Annotated in this window: 2 protein-coding genes (1 of these 2 only partly in view); both read left to right on the plus strand. The window is 72.9% G+C overall.

All coding sequences use genetic code 11. The features are described 5' to 3' along the window. Positions 1 to 9,843, plus strand: coding sequence for an amino acid adenylation domain-containing protein (locus tag ABZ385_RS10015; protein WP_358910764.1), 9,843 nt, complete (start codon positions 1 to 3; stop codon positions 9,841 to 9,843). Then, positions 9,840 to 21,105 carry the 5' portion of a non-ribosomal peptide synthase/polyketide synthase gene (locus tag ABZ385_RS10020; RefSeq protein ID WP_358910765.1) on the plus strand. The gene runs 9,212 nt beyond the window's last position, so the window shows 11,266 of its 20,478 coding nt (coding positions 1-11,266); the start codon lies at positions 9,840 to 9,842; its stop codon lies off the right edge, out of view. The genes ABZ385_RS10015 and ABZ385_RS10020 overlap by 4 nt, the downstream gene beginning before the upstream one ends.

Consider the following 21,105-nt stretch of genomic DNA (forward strand, 5'->3'; position numbering starts at 1 on the left):
ATGTCCGACGTCCGTACGGTCCGTCGACCGGTGTCCGCCGCCCAACTGGGCATCTGGGTCGCCCAGCAACTCCAGCCGGACAGCCCTCTCTACAACTGCGGCGGCTACTACGAGATCAACGGTCCCGTCGACGCGGGGACCCTCGACCGCGCGGTGCGGCGCGCCGTCGAGGAGACGGAGGCGCTGCGCTCGTACTTCACCGAGGTCGATGGCCCTCGGGGTGCCGGCGCCGATGGAGCGGCGGACGTGGACGGGGCCGGCGTCCAGCAGGTCGTCGAACCCGTCGACCCCTGGCCGCTGCGGCTGCTCGACCTGCGCGACCAGGCCGACCCCGAGGCCGCCGCCCACGCCTGGATGCGGCGGGAAATGGCCCAGCCCTTCGACCTCTCCCGCGCCCCGCTGAGCGCCCAGACACTGCTCACCCTGGCCGACGACCGGTCGTTCTACTTCCACCGCTACCACCACGCGGTGCTCGACGGCTTCGGCCACTCCGTGTACGCGGACCGCGTCGCCGCCCTCTACACCGCGCTCCTGGCCGGTGCGGAGCCCCCTCCGACCGGCTTCACGACCCTCGACAGGGTCGTCGCCGACGAGTCCGCCTACCCCTCCTCGCGCCGCCACGCCCGCGACCGCGCCCACTGGGTCGAGGCCTTCGCCGACCTGCCGGAACCGCTGGCCCTGGCGGGCCGCCAGGCGCCCAGTACGTACAGCAGGCTGCGCCGCGTGATCACCCTCCCGCCGACGCTCGTACGCGACCTCACAGCCCTGGCCGACCGCCTCGACGCGCAGTGGCCCGCCCTCGCGACGGCCGCCACCGCCGCCTTCTTCCACCGCATGACGGGCCGCACCGACTTCACCTTCGCCCTGCCGCTGGCGGGCCGTACGGGCCGCGCATCGGCCGGCACGCCCAGCGCCATGGTCAACGTCCTGCCCATCCGGATCGGGGCCACCGCGCGGCTGCCGTTCGCCGAACTCACCGCGCACGTCTCGCGCGCCCTCGCCGACGTGCTGCGCCACCAGCGCTTCCGGGGCGAGGAACTGGTCAGGGAGCTGGGACTGTCCGGCGGACGGCAGGCCCGCCTCGGCCCGACGGTCAACGTCATGGCCTTCGCCAACGAGCCCTTCTTCGGCGACAGCCCGTCCGTCGCCCATCCGCTCTCCACGGGCCCGGTCAACGACCTGAAGATCAATTTCTACGGTACGGCCGACTCCCGCGCGGGCCTGCGCGTCGAGTTCGACGCCGACCCCGAGCTGTACGACGAGCGTGACCTCATCGCTCACCAGGACCGTCTCGTGCGGGTCCTGGAGGCGGTGGCGTCCGACCCGCAGCGGCCCCTCGGTGAGCTGGAGATCCTCGCTCCGGAGGAGCGGGAGCGGCTGCTGGGGGAGTGGAACGGTGTCGCGCGGGATGTACGGGGGGCTTCCCTGCCGGTGCTGTTCTCGGAACAGGCGGCTTTGTCTCCGGGTGCGGTGGCGGTCGTCGCCGGTCAGGACTCCTTGACCTATGGGGAGTTGGATGCGCGGTCGAGCCGGGTTGCGCGGTGGCTGATCTCGCGGGGCGTGGGTGCCGAGAGGTTCGTGGGGGTGAAGCTGGGCCGGTCGGTGGAGCTGGTCGTGGCCCTGCTGGGCATCGCCAAGGCCGGTGGTGCGTATGTGCCGATCGATCCGGAGTATCCGCAGGAGCGGATCGCGCACATCGTGGCGGATGCGGAGCCGGTGCTGGTCATCGATGACGTGGCGGTGCTGGAGGAGGCTGACGCTTTTGATGCCGGGCCGGTGACGGACGCGGACCGGTTGTCGCCGCTTGCGCCGCATCACCCGGTGTACGTCATTTACACGTCCGGTTCGACGGGCCGGCCGAAGGGTGTGGTGGTGGAGCATGCTTCGGTCGGGCATTACCTGGAGCGGGCCCGTGAGGTGTACGAGGATGCGTCGGGTTCGGCATTGCTGCATTCCTCGGTGGCCTTCGACTTGACGGTGACCGCGCTGTATTCACCGCTTGTGTCCGGTGGCCGTGTGGTGTTGGCCGAGCTGGATGAGCAGGCGGCTGCACATGGGCGTCCGTCGTTCATGAAGGTGACGCCCTCTCACCTCGCGATGCTGGAAGCGCTGCCGTCGCAGGTGTCTCCCTCGGGCGCGCTGATCACGGGCGGTGAGGCGCTGAACGGCGAGGCGCTGGCCGCCTGGCGTGCGGCGAACCCCGACGTCACGGTGGTCAACGCCTATGGTCCGACCGAGGCGACGGTCAACTGCACGGACTTCCGTATCGAGCCGGGGCAGGAGGTGGCCTCGGGGCCGGTGCCGATCGGGCGCCCGTTCTGGAACACGCGTGCCTATGTCCTGGACGCTCAGCTCAACCCCGTGCCCGTGGGTGTGGCCGGTGAGCTGTATGTCGCCGGTGCCGTACTCGCGCGGGGCTACTGGAAGCGTCCGGATCTGACCGCCGAGCGGTTTACCGCTGATCCCTTCGGTCCGCCCGGCTCACGGATGTACCGCACGGGTGACCTGGCCCGCTGGAACGCCGACGGTCAGCTCGTGTACGCCGGTCGCGTCGACGACCAGGTCAAGCTGCGCGGCTTTCGCATCGAACTCGGCGAGATCCAGGCCGTGTTGTCCTCCCATGAGCACATCGCTCAGGCTGCTGTTGTCGTCCGCGAGGACCAGCCCGGCGACCAGCGTCTCGTCGCCTACCTCGTACCGCAGGGAGAGCACGACCCGGCCAGCGACGAACTGCACGCGTACGCCGCTGCTCACCTCCCCGACTACATGGTCCCCTCGACCTTCGTCGTCCTGGACGCGCTGCCCCTGACCGTCAACGGCAAGCTGGACCGCCGCGCGCTGCCCGCCCCCGCCTATGAGGCGCAGGGCGAGTCCCGTGCCCCGCGTTCGCCGCGCGAGGAGATCCTGTGCGGGCTCTTCGGTGAAATCCTGGGCGTGGAGTCCGTCGGCATCGACGACGACTTCTTCCGGCTCGGCGGGCACTCGCTGCTGGCCACGAAGCTGGTCAGCCGCATCCGCACCGCCCTCGGAGCCGAGCTGCCCATCCGGCAGCTCTTCGAGACGCCGACCGTCGCCGGGATCTCCGCCACCCTCGACGGCGGCCTCGGCGGACAAGCCCGCCGTGGGATCGTCGCCGGGCCGCGACCCGAGCGCATCCCGCTCTCCTACGCCCAGCAACGCCTCCGCTTCCTCGACCTTCTGGACGAGGACAGCACCGCGTACAACGCCCCCGGTGCCCTGCGCCTGACCGGGCCCCTCGACCGGGACGCCCTGCGGCTGGCACTCGCCGACGTGGTCGGGCGGCACGAGAGTCTGCGTACCGTCTTCGCCGAGGACGACGAAGGCTTCCGGCAGGTCATCCGCACGCCCGAGCAGGCCCGGGTCGAGCTGCCCGAGCGGGCCGTGACCGAGGAGGAACTGGGCGCGGAGCTGACGGCGGGCGCGCGGTACGCCTTCGACCTGGCCGGCGAACTCCCCCTCCGGGCCACCCTGTTCACGCTCGGCGACGAAGAGCACGTCCTGCTGCTCCTGCTGCACCACATCGCCGGCGACGGATGGTCCATGCGGCCGCTGGCCCGCGACGTGGCCACCGCCTACGCCGCCCGCGTCGAGGGACGGGCCCCGGCCTGGGCGCCGCTGCCGGTGCAGTACGCCGACTACAGCCTCTGGCAGCGCGACGTCCTCGGCGCCGAGGACGACCCCGGCAGTGAGATCTCCCGCCAGCTCGCCTACTGGCAGGACGCGCTCGCGGGCCTCCCCGACGCGCTGGAGCTGCCCTTCGACCGACCGCGCGGCGAGGCCGGTGACGAGCGGGGCGGACGCGTCGACTTCCTCGTCCCCGCCGGGCTGCACGAGGCCCTGGGCGCGCTCGCCGGGCGGACCCGCGCCAGCCTGTTCATGGTCCTCCAGGCCGGTCTGGCCGCACTCCTGACCCGGCTCGGCGCGGGCGAGGACATTCCGATCGGCGCGCCTGTCGCGGGCCGCACGGACACGGCCGTCGAGGATCTGGTCGGGTTCTTCGCCAACACGCTGGTGCTGCGCACCGACACCTCGGGCGACCCCACGTTCACCGAACTGATCGGCCGGGTCCGGGAACGGGGCCTCGCCGCGTACGCGCATCAGGACCTGCCCTTCGAACGGCTGGTGGAGGCCCTCAACCCCGAGCGTTCCCTGGCCCGCCATCCCCTCTTCCAGGTCTGCCTCACCCTGCACAACACCGACCCGGACGCCCTGCTCGCCGAGGTGGCGCAGCTGCCCGGACTGCGGACGCGGCTGGAGCGGCCGGACATCGGGGACGCCAAGTTCGATCTGAACTTCGAGCTGACCGAGCGGTTCGACGCCAGGGGACGGCCCGCCGGGATCGCCGCGGCCCTGGAGTTCGACGCCGGGCTCTTCGACCGGGAGACCGCACGGGCCACCGCCGACCGCTATGTGCGGCTGCTGGTGGCCATGGCCGAGCGCGCCGACCGCGAGCTGTCCGCCGCGGACCTGCTCGACGGGGCCGAGCGCGCCACCGTCCTCGGCGCGTGGAGCGACCTCACCCGTGCGGGCGCCGCCCCCGCCGTCGCCCGCCTCGGCCTGCCCGCCGGACTGCGCGGCAGCGCCGTCTACGTGCTCGACGAGGCGCTGCGCCCCGTGCCGACCGGCGTGCCGGGACAGGTGTACGTCGCGGGCGAGCAGGGCCCGGCCGCCGACCCCGCGCGCTGGGTGCCGTGCCCGTTCCACGGCGGCGGCCTGATGTACCGCACGGGCCGGGTGGGCCGCTGGTCGCGTGCGGGCGAACTGATGCTCGCCGCCACCGCCGAGGAGGAGCGGGCCGCCGTCGCCGCGCCCGTGCGGTCGCGGCCGCCGCGCAGTCCGCGCGAGCAGATCCTGTGCACGATCTTCGCGGAGATGCTGGGCGTGCCGTCCGTCGGCATCGACGACAGCTTCTTCGACCGCGGCGGCCACTCACTGTCCGCCGTACGGCTGCTCAGCCGGATCCGTGCCGTCCTCGGCGCGGAGATCTCCATCCGCAGACTCTTCGAGAACCCCACGGTCGCGGGCGTCGAGGCCGCCATCGGCGAGGCGTCCGGCGCCCGCCCGCCGGTCGTGCCCGTGGTCAGGCCGCCCCGCGTCCCCCTGTCGTACGCCCAGCGGCGCCTGTGGTTCATCAACCACCTGGAGGGCCCCAGCGCCACGTACAACATCCCCGTCGAGCTGCGGCTCACCGGCACCGTCGACCGGGACGCCCTGCGGCTGGCGCTCGCGGACGTCGTCGCGCGGCACGAGAGCCTGCGCACCCTGTTCACCGAGGACTCCGAAGGGGCGCGCCAGCTCATCCTCGACGCCTCCCAGGCGCGGCCCGAGCTGGTCGAGGTCACCGTCGCGCCCGAGGCGCTGAGCGGGCAGGTCAGGGCGGCGGCGTCGTACGAGTTCGACCTGACGGCCGAACTGCCGCTCAAAGCGTGGCTGTTCACCGTCCAGGGCGGCGCGCAGGTGCTCGTGCTCGTCATGCACCACATCGCGGGCGACGGCTGGTCCATGAACCCCCTGGCCCGGGACGTGTCGCTCGCCTACGCCGCGCGGGTGCGGTCGACGGCCCCCGACTGGGAGCCGCTGCCGGTCCAGTACGCCGACTACACCCTGTGGCAGCGCGAGGTCCTCGGTTCCGAGGACGACCCGGACAGCGAGATGGCCCGCCAGATCGCGTACTGGAAGGAGGCGCTGGCCCAGCTCCCCGAAGAACTCGAACTGCCCGTCGACCGGCCGCGTCCGCCCCGCCAGTCCTACCGGGGCGGCCGGGTCCCCTTCGAGATCCCCGCCGACCTGCACGCGGGCCTGGCCGCGCTGGCCCGCGAGACCCGCTCCAGCCTGTTCATGGTGGTCCAGGCGGCCGTGGCGACGCTGCTCACCCGGCTCGGCGCCGGCACCGACGTGCCCATCGGCAGCCCCGTCGCGGGCCGCACCGACGCGGCCGTGGAGGAGCTGGTCGGGTTCTTCGTCAACACGCTGGTGCTGCGCACCGACACCTCCGGCGACCCGACCTTCGCCGAGCTGGTGGCCCGCGTCCGCGAGACGAACCTCGGCGCCTACGCCCACCAGGACGTGCCCTTCGAGCGGCTGGTGGAGGTGCTGAGCCCGGCGCGCTCGCTGGCCAGGCACCCGCTGTTCCAGGTGCTCCTCGGCTTCGACAAGAACCAGGAGGCGCTGGACGTCCTGCGCCTGCCCGGCCTGACCGTCGACGTCAGCGGCTCGCAGACCGGCCGCGCCAAGTTCGACCTGGCGTTCTTCTTCGACGAGACGTACGGCCAAGGCGGCGAGCCCACCGGCCTGCACGGCGCGGTCGAGTACAACAGCGACCTGTTCGACTGCCGCACGGCCCACGAGTTCGCCGACCGGCTGACCCGCGTCCTGCGCGCCGTCGCGGCCGACCCCGGGCTGCGCGTCGGCGCCATCGACGTACTGGCGCCCGAGGAGCGTCACCGCATCCTCACCGAGTGGAACAGCACCGCGCACGAGGTGCCCGCCGAGCCGGTCCCGGTCCTCTTCGAGCGGCAGGCCGCCGAGGTGCCGAGCGCCACCGCGCTGATCACCGACGACGGCTGCGTCTCGTACGGCGAACTCAACGCCCGCGCCAACCGCCTCGCCCGCCGGCTGGCGGCCGACGGCATCGGCGGCGAGGACGTGGTGGTCGTCGCGCTGCCCCGCTCGCCGGAACTGGTCACCGCCCTGGTCGCCGTCCTCAAGGCCGGCGCCGCCTACCTCACCCTGGACGTCTCCGCGCCCCCGCAGCGGCTGCGCGCCATCCTCGACGACTGCGCGCCCCGCGCCGTGATCACCGACGGCGCCACCCGGCCGCTCCTCGGCGACACGGCCACCGCCTGGACGGTCCTGGACGAGGCGGACACCGCCGCCGCGCTCGCCGCCACCGACGGCACCGACCTCACCGACGAGGTGCGCGCGCGCCCCCTGGACCCGCGCCATCCCGCGTACGTCGTCTACACCTCGGGCTCCACCGGCACGCCCAAGGGCGTCACCATGCCGATGAGTTCGCTGGTCAACCTGCTCGCCTGGCACACCGGCACCTACTCGGGCGGTGTCGGCACCCGCACCGCGCAGTTCCTCGCCGTGTCCTTCGACTTCGCCGTGCAGGAGATCCTGCAGGCCCTGGTCGCGGGCAAGACCCTGGTCATCCCCGACGAGCACGTGCGGCGCGACGCCTACGAGCTGGCCGCGTGGATCGCCCGCTACGGCGTCAACGAACTGTTCGCCCCCACCCTGGTGATCGACGCGGTCCTCGCGGCCGCCGCCGACCGGGGTGAACCGCTCGACTCACTCACCGACCTCTTCCAGGGCGGCGAGCAGTTCCGGCTCAGCGCCGAACTGCGCGACTTCTGCTCGGGCGGCTGGCGGCGCATGGCGCACAACGTCTACGGGCCCGCCGAGACGCACGCCGTCACCACCTCCACCCTGCCCGACGACACCGACGAGTGGCCGTCCGCCGCCTCCATCGGCGAACCCCTGTGGAACGCCACCGTGTACGTGCTCGACGACCTGCTCAGGCCGGTGCCCCCCGGGGTCCGCGGCGAGCTGTACATCGGCGGCGCCCAACTGGCCCGCGGCTACCTCGGGCGCCCCGACCGCACCGCGGAACGGTTCGTCGCCTCCCCGTACGGCGAGCCCGGCAGCCGCATCTACCGCACCGGGGACATCGTGCGCCGGCACCGCTCGGGCGAGCTGGAGTTCCTGGGCCGCGCCGACCACCAGGTGAAGATCGGCGGCTTCCGCGTCGAACCCGGCGAGGTCGAAGCGGTCCTGCAGGAGCACCCCGCCGTCGCCAAGGCCGCCGTCCTCACCCGCGAGGACACCGGGGGCCCCGCCCGCCTCGTCGCCTACGTCGTCCCCGAGGGGCACGGCGCCGGGCCTGCCCGCGGCGACCTGGCCCGCACCCTGCGCGGCCACCTCGAACAGCACCTGCCGCACTACATGGTGCCCTCGTCCGTCGTGGTCCTCGACGAACTGCCGCTCACCGCCAACGGCAAGCTGGACCGCCGCGCCCTGCCCGCCCCCGAGGCGCCGGCCGGCGCACCGGGGGCGGGGCCGCGCACCGAGCGCGAGAAGGTCCTGTGCGACCTGTTCGCCTCGGTCCTCGGCGTCACCGCCGTCGGCATCGACGACGGGTTCTTCGACCTCGGCGGCGACAGCATCATGTCGATCCAGCTCGTCAGCGGGGCCCGCAGGGCCGGGCTCGAACTCTCCGTCCGCGACATCTTCGAGCACCGCACGGTCGCCGCCCTCGCCGAGGTCGTCACCGAGTCGACCGGGGCGCTCGTCGAGGAGCCGGGCGCGGGCATCGGCGACGTACCGCTCACACCGATCAAGCACTGGCTGACCCGGCGCAGCGACGACCTCGACGGGTTCACCATGTCGGCCGTCCTGCGGGTCCCCGCCGACCTCGACGCCACCGCCCTGACCGGCGCCGTGCAGGCCCTGCTCGACCACCACGACGCGCTGCGCGCCACGCTGAGCGCCGCCCCCGAGTGGCGCCTGGAGATCCGCGGGCCGGGCGCGGTCGACGCCGCGTCCGCCGTGCGGCGCGTACCGGCGGCGGGCCTCGACCCGGCCGCGTTCGAAGCCCTCGTGCGCGAGGAGGGCGAGGCGGCCCGGGACCGCCTGGACCTCGCGGCGGGCAAGCTCACCCAGGCCGTGTGGCTCGACCGGGGCGCCGACGTGCCCGGCGCGCTCCTCGTCGTCATCCACCACCTGGTGGTCGACGGGGTGTCCTGGCGCATCCTCATCCCCGACCTCGCCGAGGCCTACCAGGCGCTGGCAGCCGGCCGTCCGCCCCGGCTCCAGCCGGTCGGCACCTCGCTGCGCCGCTGGGCGCAGCGGCTCACCGAGGAGGCCGCGAAGCCGGCCTGGGCCGCCGACGCGTCCTGGTGGCAGGGCGTCCAGCGGGGCGCGGGACCCGTCCTCGGCAAGCGGGCGCTGGACCCCGCCGAGGACACGTACGCCACGGCCGGCCAGATCACCGCGGAGCTGCCCGTCGCCGTCACGGAGGCGATCCTCACGCGGGTGCCCACGGTGTTCAACGCGGAGGTCAACGACGTGCTGCTGACCGCCTTCACCCTGGCCTGGACGCGCTGGCGGGCCGGGCGGGACACCGGCCTGCTCCTGGACCTGGAGGGCCACGGACGCGAGGAACAGGTCGTGGAGGGCTCGGACCTGTCGCGGACGGTGGGCTGGTTCACCAACCTGTACCCGGTACGCCTGGACACGGGAACCGCCGATCTCACCGATGCCTTCGCGGGCGGGCCCGCCGCCGGGACCGCCGTCAAACGGATCAAGGAGCAGCTGCGGGCGGTGCCCGACAAGGGCATGGGCTACGGCCTGGTCCGCTACCTCAACCCGCACACCGCGGCCGGCTTCGAGGACCTTCCCGCCCCCCAGGTCGCCTTCAACTACCTGGGCCGCTTCCAGGCCGCCGACAGCGACCGGGCCGCCGACTGGACGCCGCTCAGCGGCATCGACGGCGTCGCGGGTGACCCCGCGCACCTGCCCCTCGCCCACTGCCTGGAACTCAACGCCCGTACCCAGGACGGCCCCGACGGCGCCCACCTGGTGGCGTTCTGGACCTGGGCCGGCGCGGTCCTCGACGAGAGCGGCGTACGCGAACTGGCCGCCCTGTGGTTCCAGGCCCTCGAAGCGCTCGTGCGGCACGCCGAGCGCCCCGACGCCGGAGGCCTCACCCCCTCCGACGTCTCCCTCGCGTCGATCACGCAGGACGAGATCGACGCGTTCGAAGACGAGTTCTTTGACGACGAGTTCGACCGGTTCGAGGAAGAAGAGGCCCAGAAGTGAGTCGCACCCCGCGGAAGATCGAGGACATCCTGCCGCTGGCCCCGCTCCAGGAGGGCCTGCTCTTCCACAGCGTGTACGACGAGGGCGGCCTCGACCCCTACGTCGTCCAGATCGCCTTCGACATCGAGGGCGCCCTCGACGTCGCCGTGCTGCGCGGCGCCGCGCGGACCCTGCTGACCCGGCACGCCAACCTCCGTGTCGCCTTCCGCGAGCGCAAGAACGGCGACTGGGCGCAGCTCGTGATGCGCGAGGTCGCCCTGCCCTGGACCGAGCGGGACCTCACCGGCCTGCCCGAGGCCGAGCGGGAGACGGCGGCGGCCGAGACCGTCGCCGCCGACCGCGCCACCCGCTTCGACGTGGCCCGGCCCCCGCTGCTCCGCTTCACCCTCCTCAGACTCGGCGCCACCCGCCACCGCCTGGTCCTCACCAACCACCACCTGCTCCTCGACGGCTGGTCCCTGCCCGTCCTCATGGGCGAACTGTTCGCGCTGTACGACGCCGGCAACGACCCCGCGGCGCTGCCCCGCGTCCGCCCCTACCGCGACTACCTGAACTGGCTCGCCGCCCGGGACAAGGACGCCGCCCGCGCCGCCTGGGCGAAGGCCCTCGCCGACCTCGCCGAGCCCACCCACGTCGCCCCCGACGCGGGCCGCGCCGCCGTCGCCGGAGCCGAGGTCCAGGAGACCCTGTCCGCGGCCGACACCGCCGCCCTCGGCGAGGCCGCCCGCGCCCGGGGCGTCACCCTCAACACCGTCGTCCAGAGCGCCTGGGCGATCGCCCTGAGCGCCCACACCGGACGCGACGACATCGTCTTCGGCACCACCGTCTCCGGCCGCCCGCCGGAGCTCGACGGCGCCGAGTCCATGGTGGGCCTGTTCATCAACACCCTGCCCACCCGGATCACCCTGCGCCCCGCCGAGCCCTTCGCCGACCTCCTCGCCCGCGTCCAGGACGAGCAGGCCCGCCTCACCCCGCACCAGCACCTGGGCCTCGCCGAGATCCAGCGCGTCGCGGGTCACGGCGAACTCTTCGACACCTCCATGGTGTTCCAGAACTACCCCGTCAACCGCTCCGGAGCGGCGGGGGAGGGCATCGGCGCCGCCATCAGCGTCGCCCCCGGCAAGAACCGCGAGGCCACGCACTATCCCCTGCTCCTGATCGCCTCCGCCCGCGAGACCATGCGGCTGCGCCTCAACTACCGCCCGGACGTCTTCACCGAGAGCGCCGCCCGCCGCGTCCTGGACCGCTTCGCGCGCGTCCTGCGCGCCCTGGCCGCCGACCCCGACCAGCCCGTGGGCCGGCTCGACCTGCTCGGCGACGGCGAACGCCACCTCGTCCTCACCGAGTGGAACGACACCGCGCGCGACGTCCCCGACGCCACCGTCCTCGACCTGTTCCGCGAGCAGGCCGCCCGCACCCCCGACGCACCCGCCGTCACCTGCCGCGCCGAGACCCTCAGCTACGCCGAGCTGGACGCCCGCTCCAGCCGCCTCGCGCACCATCTCATCGCGCGCGGCGTCGCCCCCGAGCAGTTCGTCGCCATCGCCCTGCCCCGCACCGGCGAGGTCGTCACGGCCCTGCTCGCCGTCCTCAAGGCGGGCGCCGCCTACCTCCCCGTCGACCCCGACCACCCGGCCGAGCGCATCGCGTTCACCCTCGCCGACACCGAGCCCGCCCTGCTGCTCACCACCGGCGAACTCGCCGCGGGCCTGCCCGTCACCGACACCCCGCGCCTTCTCCTGGACGCCCCCGACCTGGCCGAGGCCCTGGCCGCCGCGCCCGCCCACGCGCCCACCGACGCCGACCGCAACAGCCCGCTGGAGCCCGCCCACCCGGCGTACGTCATCTTCACCTCGGGCTCCACGGGCCGGCCCAAGGGCGTCGTCATCGAACACCGTTCCCTCGGCGCCTACCTGCAGTGGGCCCGCGACGCCTACCCGGCGACGACCGGCACCTCCCTGCTGCACTCCCCGGTCTCCTTCGACCTCACCGTCACCGCCCTCTACACCACCCTCGTCTCCGGCGGCCTGGTGCGCGTGGCGGAACTCGACGAGCACGCCGCCGAGGGCGTCACCCCCACCTTCCTCAAGGGCACGCCCAGCGTCCTCGCACTCCTCGAAGCACTGCCCGACGAGGCCTCCCCGAGCGAACTCATCATGCTGGGCGGGGAGTTGCTGCTCGGCGAGGTCGCCGACCGCTGGCGGGCCCGCCACCCCGACGCCGACCTCCTGAACGTGTACGGAGCGACCGAGGCGACCGTCAACAGCGTCCAGTACCGCATTCCCGCCGGCACTCCCTCGCCCACCGGGCCCGTCCCCGTCGGCCGCCCGTTCTGGAACACCCAGGTGTACGTCCTCGACAGCGGCCTGCGCCCCGTCCCGGTGGGCGTGCCCGGCGAGGCCTACATCGCCGGCACCGGCCTGGCCCGCGGCTACTGGAACCGCCACGACCTGACCGCCGAACGCTTCGTCGCCAACCCCTACGGCCCGGCCGGCTCCCGCATGTACCGCACCGGGGACGTGCTGCGCTGGAACGAGGACGGCCGCCTGGAGTTCGTCGGCCGCGGCGACGGCCAGGTCAAACTGCGCGGCTACCGCATCGAGCTGGGTGAGATCGAATCCGTCCTCGCCGCCCACGACGGTGTCACCCAGGCCGCCGTGCTCCTGCGCGAGGACCAGCCGGGCGACAAGCGCCTCGTCGCCTACGTCGCCACGGGCGGCGCCGCCGTCACCGCCGATTCCGTGCGCGCGCACACCGCCGCCCACCTGCCCGACTACATGGTCCCGTCCGCCTTCGTCACCCCGGACGCCTTCCCGCTCACCCCGAACGGCAAGCTGGACCGCCGCGCCCTGCCCGCCCCCGACTACGGGACCGTCAGCGAGGGCCGTGCCCCGCGCTCACCGCGCGAGGAGATCCTCTGCGGCCTGTTCGCCGAGGTCCTCGGCGTGGCGTCCGTCGGCATCGACGACGACTTCTTCCGGCTCGGCGGGCACTCCCTGCTCGCCACGAAGCTGGTCAGCCGCGTCCGCTCGGCCCTCGGCGCCGAGCTGCCCATCCGCCAGCTCTTCGAGACGCCCACGGTCGCCGGCCTCTCCGGAGCCCTGGACACCGGCAACGGCGCCGCCCGCACCGCCGTCACCGCCGTCCGTCCGCGCCCCGCCCGCCTCCCGCTCTCCTACGCCCAGCAGCGCCTGTGGTTCCTCCACACGTTCGAGGGGCCCAGCGCCGCCTACAACTCCCCGGTCGCGCTCCGGCTCTCCGGCACCCTGGACCGCACGGCCATGGCGGCGGCCCTCACCGACCTCGCGGCGCGCCACGAAAGCCTGCGCACCGTCTTCGCGGAGGACGCGGAAGGCCCCCACCAGGTGGTCCTCGACGCGGCCGACGCCGCGCCCGCCCTCACCGTCGTCACCACCGACGAGCACCACCTGCGCGCGGAACTCGACCGCGCCGCCGGCCACACCTTCGACCTGACGGCCGAACCCCCGCTGCGCGCCTGGCTGTTCGACCTGGGCGGCGACGAGCACGTCCTGCTCCTGCTCTCCCACCACATCGCGAGCGACGCCTGGTCGCGTGCCCCACTGGCCCGCGACCTGACCACGGCCTATGCGGCCCGCTGCGAGGGCCGCGCGCCCGGCTGGGCCCCACTGCCCGTGCAGTACGCCGACTACAGCATCTGGCAGCGCGCACTGCTCGGCGACGGCCCCGAGGGCAGCGCCGAACTCCGCCGCCAGCTGGACCACTGGCAGACGGCCCTGGCCGGCCTCCCCGAAGAGCTGACCCTCCCCTACGACCGCCCCCGCCCCGCCGTCGCCACCCACCGCGGGGACGTCGTCACCTTCGAACTCTCCCCGGCCCAGCACGAAGGCCTGGTCACCGTGGCCCGAGACGGCCGGGCGAGCCTGTTCATGGTCCTCCAGACGGCCCTGGCGGCACTCCTGTCGCGGCTCGGCGCGGGCACGGACATCCCCATCGGCACGCCCATCGCGGGCCGCACGGACGATGCCCTGAACGACCTGGTCGGCTTCTTCGTCAACACGCTGGTGCTCAGGACGGACGTCTCGGGCGACCCGACATTCGCGGAGCTGCTGGAGCGGGTGCGCGCCCAGAACTTGGCCGCGTACGCCCACCAGGACCTGCCCTTCGAGCGGCTGGTGGAAGCGGTCAACCCGGAGCGCTCGCTGGCCCGCCACCCGCTCTTCCAGACCATGCTCAACCTCAACAACGCCGGCCCCGTCGAAGCACTCGACGAGATCGCCAAGCTGCCCGGCCTCAGCGTCCGCCTGGAGCCGGTCGAGACCAACCGCGTCAAGTTCGACCTCGGCTTCTCCTTCGCCGAGTCCCACAGCTCCACCGGCACACCGGGCGGCCTGCGCGGCGCCCTCCAGTTCAACACCGACCTGTTCGACCGGCGGACGGCCGAGACCCTGGTCGCCCGCCTCGTACGGGTCCTGGACGCGGTGACCACCGAGCCGAAGCGCCCGGTCGCCTCCATCGAGGTACTGGCCCCGGAGGAGCGGGAGCGGCTGCTGGGGGAGTGGAACGGGGTCGGGCGGGCTGTGCGGGGGGTTTCGCTGCCGGTGCTGTTCTCGGAGCAGGCGGCTTTGTCTTCGAGTGCGGTGGCGGTTGTCGCCGGTCAGAACTCCCTCACTTATGGGGAGTTGGAGGCGTGGTCGAACCGGGTTGCGCGGTGGCTGATCTCGCGGGGTGTGGGTGCCGAGAGGTTCGTGGGGGTGAAGCTGGGTCGGTCGGTGGAACTGGTCGTGGCCCTGCTGGGCATCGCCAAGGCCGGTGGCGCCTATGTGCCGATCGATCCGGAGTATCCGCAGGAGCGGATCGCGCACATTGTGGCGGATGCGGAGCCGGTGCTGGTCATCGATGACGTGGCGGTGCTGGGGGAGGCGGACGCTTTTGACGTCGGGCCGGTGACGGACGGGGATCGGTTGTCGCCGCTTGAGCCGCATCACCCGGTGTATGTGATCTATACGTCTGGTTCGACGGGCCGGCCGAAGGGTGTGGTGGTGGAGCATGCTTCGGTCGGGCATTACCTGGAGCGGGCCCGTGAGGTGTACGGGGATGCGTCGGGTTCGGCGTTGCTGCATTCCTCGGTTGCCTTCGATTTGACGGTGACCGCGCTGTATTCGCCGTTGGTGTCCGGTGGCCGTGTGGTGCTGGCCGAGCTGGATGAGCAGGCAGCCGGGTATGGGCGTCCGTCGTTCATGAAGGTGACGCCGTCGCATCTTGCGATGCTGGAGGCTCTGCCGTCGCAGGTGTCGCCTTCGGGCACGTTGATCACGGGTGGTGAGGCGCTGTCCGGCGAGGCGCTGGCCGCCTGGCGGGAGGCGAATCCTGGCGTCACGGTGGTCAACGCTTATGGTCCGACCGAGGCGACGGTCAACTGCACGGACTTCCGTATCGAGCCGGGCCAGAAAGTGGGCTCGGGTCCGGTGCCGATCGGGCGCCCGTTCTGGAACACGCGTGCTTACGTCCTGGACGCTCAGCTCAACCCCGTGCCCGTCGGTGTCGCGGGTGAGCTGTACGTCGCGGGTGCGGTACTCGCCCGGGGTTATTGGAAGCGCCCGGATCTGACCGCCGAGCGGTTTACCGCCGACCCCTTCGGTCCGCCCGGTGCGCGGATGTACCGCACGGGCGACCTGGCCCGCTGGAACGCGGACGGTCAGCTCGTGTACGCCGGTCGCGTCGATGACCAGGTGAAGCTGCGCGGCTTCCGCATCGAACTCGGTGAGATCCAGGCCGTGTTGAGCGCACATTCGGATGTGGCGCAGGCTGCTGTTGTCGTCCGGGAGGACCAGCCCGGTGACCAGCGTCTGGTTGCCTACCTCGTGCCCGAGGGAGCCCTGGCCCCGGCTGCCGATGTACTGCGCGCGCACGCCGCTGCTCACCTCCCCGATTACATGGTCCCCTCGACCTTCGTCGTCCTGGACGCGTTGCCCCTGACCGTCAACGGCAAGCTGGACCGCCGCGCGCTGCCCGCCCCCGCGTACGAGGCGCAGAGCGAGTCCCGTGCCCCGCGTTCGCCGCGTGAGGAGATCCTGTGCGGGCTCTTCGGCGAGGTCCTGGGCGTGGAGTCCGTCGGCATTGACGACGACTTCTTCCGGCTGGGCGGGCACTCGCTGCTGGCGACGAAGCTGGTCAGCCGTATCCGCGGCACGCTGGACGTCGAGCTGCCCATCCGGCAGCTCTTCGAGACGCCGACCGTCGCCGGGATCTCCGCCACCCTCGACGGCGGCCTCGGCGGACAGGCCCGCCGTGGGATCGTCGCCGGGCCGCGCCCCGAGCGCATCCCGCTCTCCTACGCCCAGCAACGCCTCTGGTTCCTCTCCCAGTTCGAGGGCCCCAGCGCCACGTACAACGCGCCCGTCGCGCTGCGCATGACCGGCCCGCTTGACCGGGACGCCCTGCGCCTCGCCCTCGCGGACGTCGTCGCACGCCACGAGAGCCTGCGCACGCTGTTCACCGAGGACACCGAAGGCCCCCGCCAGCTCGTCCTGCCGGCCGACGCCGAGCAGGCGCGGACGGAGTTGCCGGTCGTCGACGTCACCGAGGAGACCCTGCACGCCGAGCTGGCGCGCGCCGCCGCCCAGCCCTTCGACCTGAGCGCCGAAGTGCCTTACCGTGCCTTCCTGTTCGCCGTGTCGGACGACGATCACGCGTTGCTCGTCGTGACGCACCACATCGTGAGCGACGCGTGGTCGCGTGCCCCGCTCGCCCGTGACCTCGCCACCGCCTACGCCGCCCGCGTCGAGGAGCAGGCCCCCGCCTGGGCGCCCCTGCCGGTGCAGTACGCGGACTACAGCCTCTGGCAGCGCGACGTCCTCGGCACCGAGGACGACCCGGACAGCGAGATATCCCGCCAACTCGCCCACTGGGAGCAGGCCCTGGAAGGCCTGCCGGACCAGCTGGAGCTGCCGTACGACCGGCCGCGCCCCGCCGTCGCCTCCTACCGCGGCGACCGCGTGCCGTTCGGGGTGCCGGCGCGGCTGTACCAGCGGATCAGCGAGGTCGCGCGGGCCACGCAGGCCAGCCCGTTCATGGTGCTCCAGGCCGCTCTCGCCGCGCTCCTGACGCGGCTCGGTGCGGGCGAGGACATCCCGATCGGCACGCCCGTCGCGGGCCGCACCGACGAGGCCGTCGACCACCTGATCGGCGTCTTCCTCAACACCCTCGTGCTGCGCACGGACACCTCCGGCGACCCGACGTTCACCGAGCTGGTCGACCGCGTACGCACCCAGAACCTCGCGGCGTACGCGCATCAGGACCTGCCGTTCGAGCGGCTGGTGGAGGCCGTCAACCCGGAGCGGTCCCTGGCCCGCCACCCCCTCTTCCAGGTGCTGCTCACCCTCAACAACACCGACCACCAGGGTGCGTTGGGCTCGCTCGACACGCTCCCCGGCCTGACGGTCGAGCGGGAGTCGGTCGAGTCGTCCGTCGCCAAGTTCGACCTGGCCTTCGGCTTCATGGAGCGCCACGACGAGAACGGCCGGGTGCATGCGCTCGGCGGCACCCTGGAGTACAGCACCGACCTGTTCGACCGGAACACGGCCCGCACCTTCGTCGACCGGCTGCTGCGCCTCCTGGAGGCCGCCGTCGCCGCGCCCGAGGCGCCCGTCGGCGCCATCGACCTGCTCGGCCCGGCCGAGCGGGGCCGCATCCTCGAACTCTGGAACGACACCGCGTGCGAGATGCCGGCGCTGTCGGTGGTGGAGCTGTTCCGGGAGCGGGTGGCGGTGGACCGTGACGCGGTGGCCGTGGTCGCGGGCGATGAGGCCCTGACGTACGGGGAGTTGGGTGAGCGTGTGGAGCGGCTGGCCGCACTGCTGGCCGCTCGTGGTGCGGATCCGGAGCGGTTCGTGGCGGTGGCGTTGCCGAGGTCCGCTGACCTGGTGGTGGCGCTGCTGGCGGTGTGGCGGGCGGGTGCGGCGTATCTGCCGCTGGACACGGAGTACCCGGCCGACCGGCTCGCGTACATGCTCGACGACGCCGCCCCGGCCCTCATCCTGACCACGCGGGAACTTACGGCCGTGCTCCCCGCCGGCGACGTCCCGACGGTCCTCCTGGACGACCCCGGGACCACCGCCGCCCTCGCCGGGATCCCGACGGCCGGCCTCCCAGACGCCCCCGCCCTCATGAACTCCGCGTACGTGATCTATACGTCGGGTTCGACGGGGCGGCCGAAGGGGGTGGTGGTGCCGCAGGCGCCGTTGGTGAACTTCCTGGTGGCGATGCGTGACCGGTTCGGCCTCGGATCGGGTGACCGGCTCGGTGCGGTGACCACGGTCGGGTTCGACATCGCGGGCCTGGAGTTGTTCGTGCCGCTGTTGAGCGGTGCGGCCGTGGTCGTCGCGGACCGGGAGACGGTCCGTGACCCGGCCGCGCTGGCCCGGCTGGTCACCGCGAGGGGCGTGAACGTCATGCAGGCCACCCCGAGTCTGTGGCGGGCGCTGCTCGCCGAGGACGCGGGTGTGCTGTCCGGCGTACGGGTCCTGGTGGGCGGTGAGGCTCTTCCCGCAGACCTCGCGCAGGCTTTGACGGCTTCCGCCGCGTCCGTCACCAACATGTACGGGCCGACCGAGACCACGATCTGGTCCACGGCCTGGGAGGTGGGTTCCCGCTCGCCCCGTATCGGCCGCCCGATCGCCAACACGCAGGTGTACGTGTTGGACGCTGCCCTGCGTCCGGTGCCCTCCGGCGTCCCGGGTGAGCTGTACATCGCCGGTGAGGGTGTCGTACGCGGCTATCACGGTCGTGCGGCGTTGACCGCCGAGCGTTTCGTGGCCGACCCGTACGGGCCGGCCGGCTCGCGCATGTACCGCACGGGTGACCTCGTGCGCTGGAGTGCGGAGGGTGAGCTGGAGTATCTGTCCCGGGTGGACGACCAGGTCAAGCTGCGTGGTTTCCGCATCGAGCTGGGGGAGATCGAGACGGTCCTGGCCGGGCACCCCCAGGTCGCGCAGGCCGCCGTCATGGTCCGCGAGGACCGGCCCGGCGACAAGCGCATCGCCGCCTACGTCATCCCCGCCGGACCGACCGCCCCGGCACCGCAAGACCTCCGCGACCACACGGCTGCACAGCTCCCGGACTACATGGTCCCGTCCGCCTTCGCCACCCTCGACGCCCTCCCGCTGACGGCCAACGGCAAGCTGAACCGCCGCGCCCTGCCCGCCCCCGAGTACGAGGCCCAGCAGACGGGCCGTGCCCCGCGCTCGCCGCGCGAGGAGATCCTGTGCGGCCTGTTCGCCGAGGTCCTCGGGGTGGACGCGGTGGGCATCGACGACGACTTCTTCCGGCTCGGCGGCCACTCGCTGCTGGCGACGAAGCTGGTCAGCCGCATCCGCACCACCCTGGACGCCGAACTCCCCGTCCGCCGCCTCTTCGAGGCACCCACCGTCGCCCGCCTCGCCGACGTGATCGACGGCGCCGCACGGGCCCGCACCCCGCTGCGGGCCGCCGCGCCGCGCCCCGAGCGGCTGCCGCTGTCCCTGGCCCAGCAGCGCCTGTGGTTCCTGAACCAGTTCGAGGGCGCCAACGCCACGTACAACATCCCGGTGGCCCTCAGGCTCTCGGGCACCCTGGACCGTACGGCGATGGAGGCCGCTCTCGCCGACCTCGTGGACCGGCACGAGAGCCTGCGCACCGTCTTCGCCGAGGACGCCGAGGGCGCCCACCAGGTGGTGCGCGACACGGCGGATGCCACCCCGGCACTCACCGTCGTCGCCACCGACGAGACCCGCGTCGACGACGAGGTGAACGGCGCCACGCGCGCCCCCTTCGACGTCGCGCGGGACCTGCCGCTGCGTGTGACGCTGTTCGAACTCGGCGCCGACGAGCACGTGCTGCTCCTCGTCGTCCACCACATAGCGGGCGACGCCTGGTCCATGGGCCCCCTGGCCCGCGACCTGGCGGCCGCCTACGCGGCCCGCCGCGAGGGCCGGGCGCCCGCCTGGGCCCCGCTGCCCGTGCAGTACGCGGACTACGGCATCTGGCAGCGCGACGTCCTCGGCTCCGAGAGCGACCCGGACAGCGAGGTCTCCCGCCAGCTCGCCTACTGGGCCGACACACTGGCCGGCCTGCCCGAGGAGCTGACGCTCCCGACGGACCGGCCGCGCCCCGCCGTCTCCTCGTACCAGGGCGACCGGGTCGTCTTCGAGCTGGCCCCGCAGACGTACGAGCGGCTGACGGCGGTCGCCCGCGACAGCAGCGCGAGCCTGTTCATGGTCGTGCAGACGGCTCTGGCGGCACTCCTGTCGCGGCTCGGCGCGGGCACGGACATCCCGATCGGCACGCCGATCGCGGGCCGCACGGACGATGCCCTGGACGACCTGGTCGGCTTCTTCGTCAACACGCTGGTGCTCAGGACGGACGTGTCGGGCGACCCGACGTTCGCGGAATTGCTCGACCGGGTCCGTTCCCAGAACCTGGCGGCGTACGCCCATCAGGACCTGCCCTTTGAGCGGCTGGTGGAGGTCGTCAATCCGGAGCGCTCGCTGGCCCGGCACCCCCTCTTCCAGACCATGCTGGTCCTGAACAACACGGACCAGGGCGCCGGTGACGCCGTCGCCTCGCTGCCCGGCCTCACGGTCGGCGCCCAGTCCGCCGAGGCGGGCACCGCCAAGTTCGACCTGTCGTTCCGCCTCGGGGAACGCAGCGCCGGGACCGGGGAGCCGGTCACGCTGAGCGGGGCCCTGGACTTCAGCACCGACCTGTTCGACCGGCGGACGGCCCAGAGCATCGCGGACCGCTTCGTGCGGGTCCTGGAGGCGGTGGCGTCCGACCCGCAGCGGCCCCTCGGTGAGCTGGAGATCCTCGCTCCGGAGGAGCGGGAGCGGCTGCTGGGGGAGTGGAACGGTGTCGCGCGGGATGTACGGGGGGTTTCGCTGCCGGTGCTGTTCTCGGAGCAGGCGGCTTTGTCTCCGGGTGCGGTGGCGGTTGTCGCCGGTCAGAACTCTTTCACTTATGGGGAGTTGGAGGCGTGGTCGAACCGGGTTGCGCGGTGGCTGATCTCGCGGGGCGTGGGTGCCGAGAGGTTCGTGGGGGTGAAGCTGGGTCGGTCGGTGGAACTGGTCGTGGCCCTGCTGGGCATCGCCAAGGCCGGTGGTGCGTATGTGCCGATCGATCCGGAGTATCCGCAGGAGCGGATCGCGCACATCGTGGCGGATGCGGAGCCGGTGCTGGTCATCGATGACGTGGCGGTGCTGGAGGAGGCTGACGCTTTTGCCGCCGGGCCCGTGACGGACGGGGATC

The sequence above is a fragment of the Streptomyces sp. NPDC005898 genome, assembly GCF_040629635.1.
GTDB lineage: Bacteria > Actinomycetota > Actinomycetes > Streptomycetales > Streptomycetaceae > Streptomyces.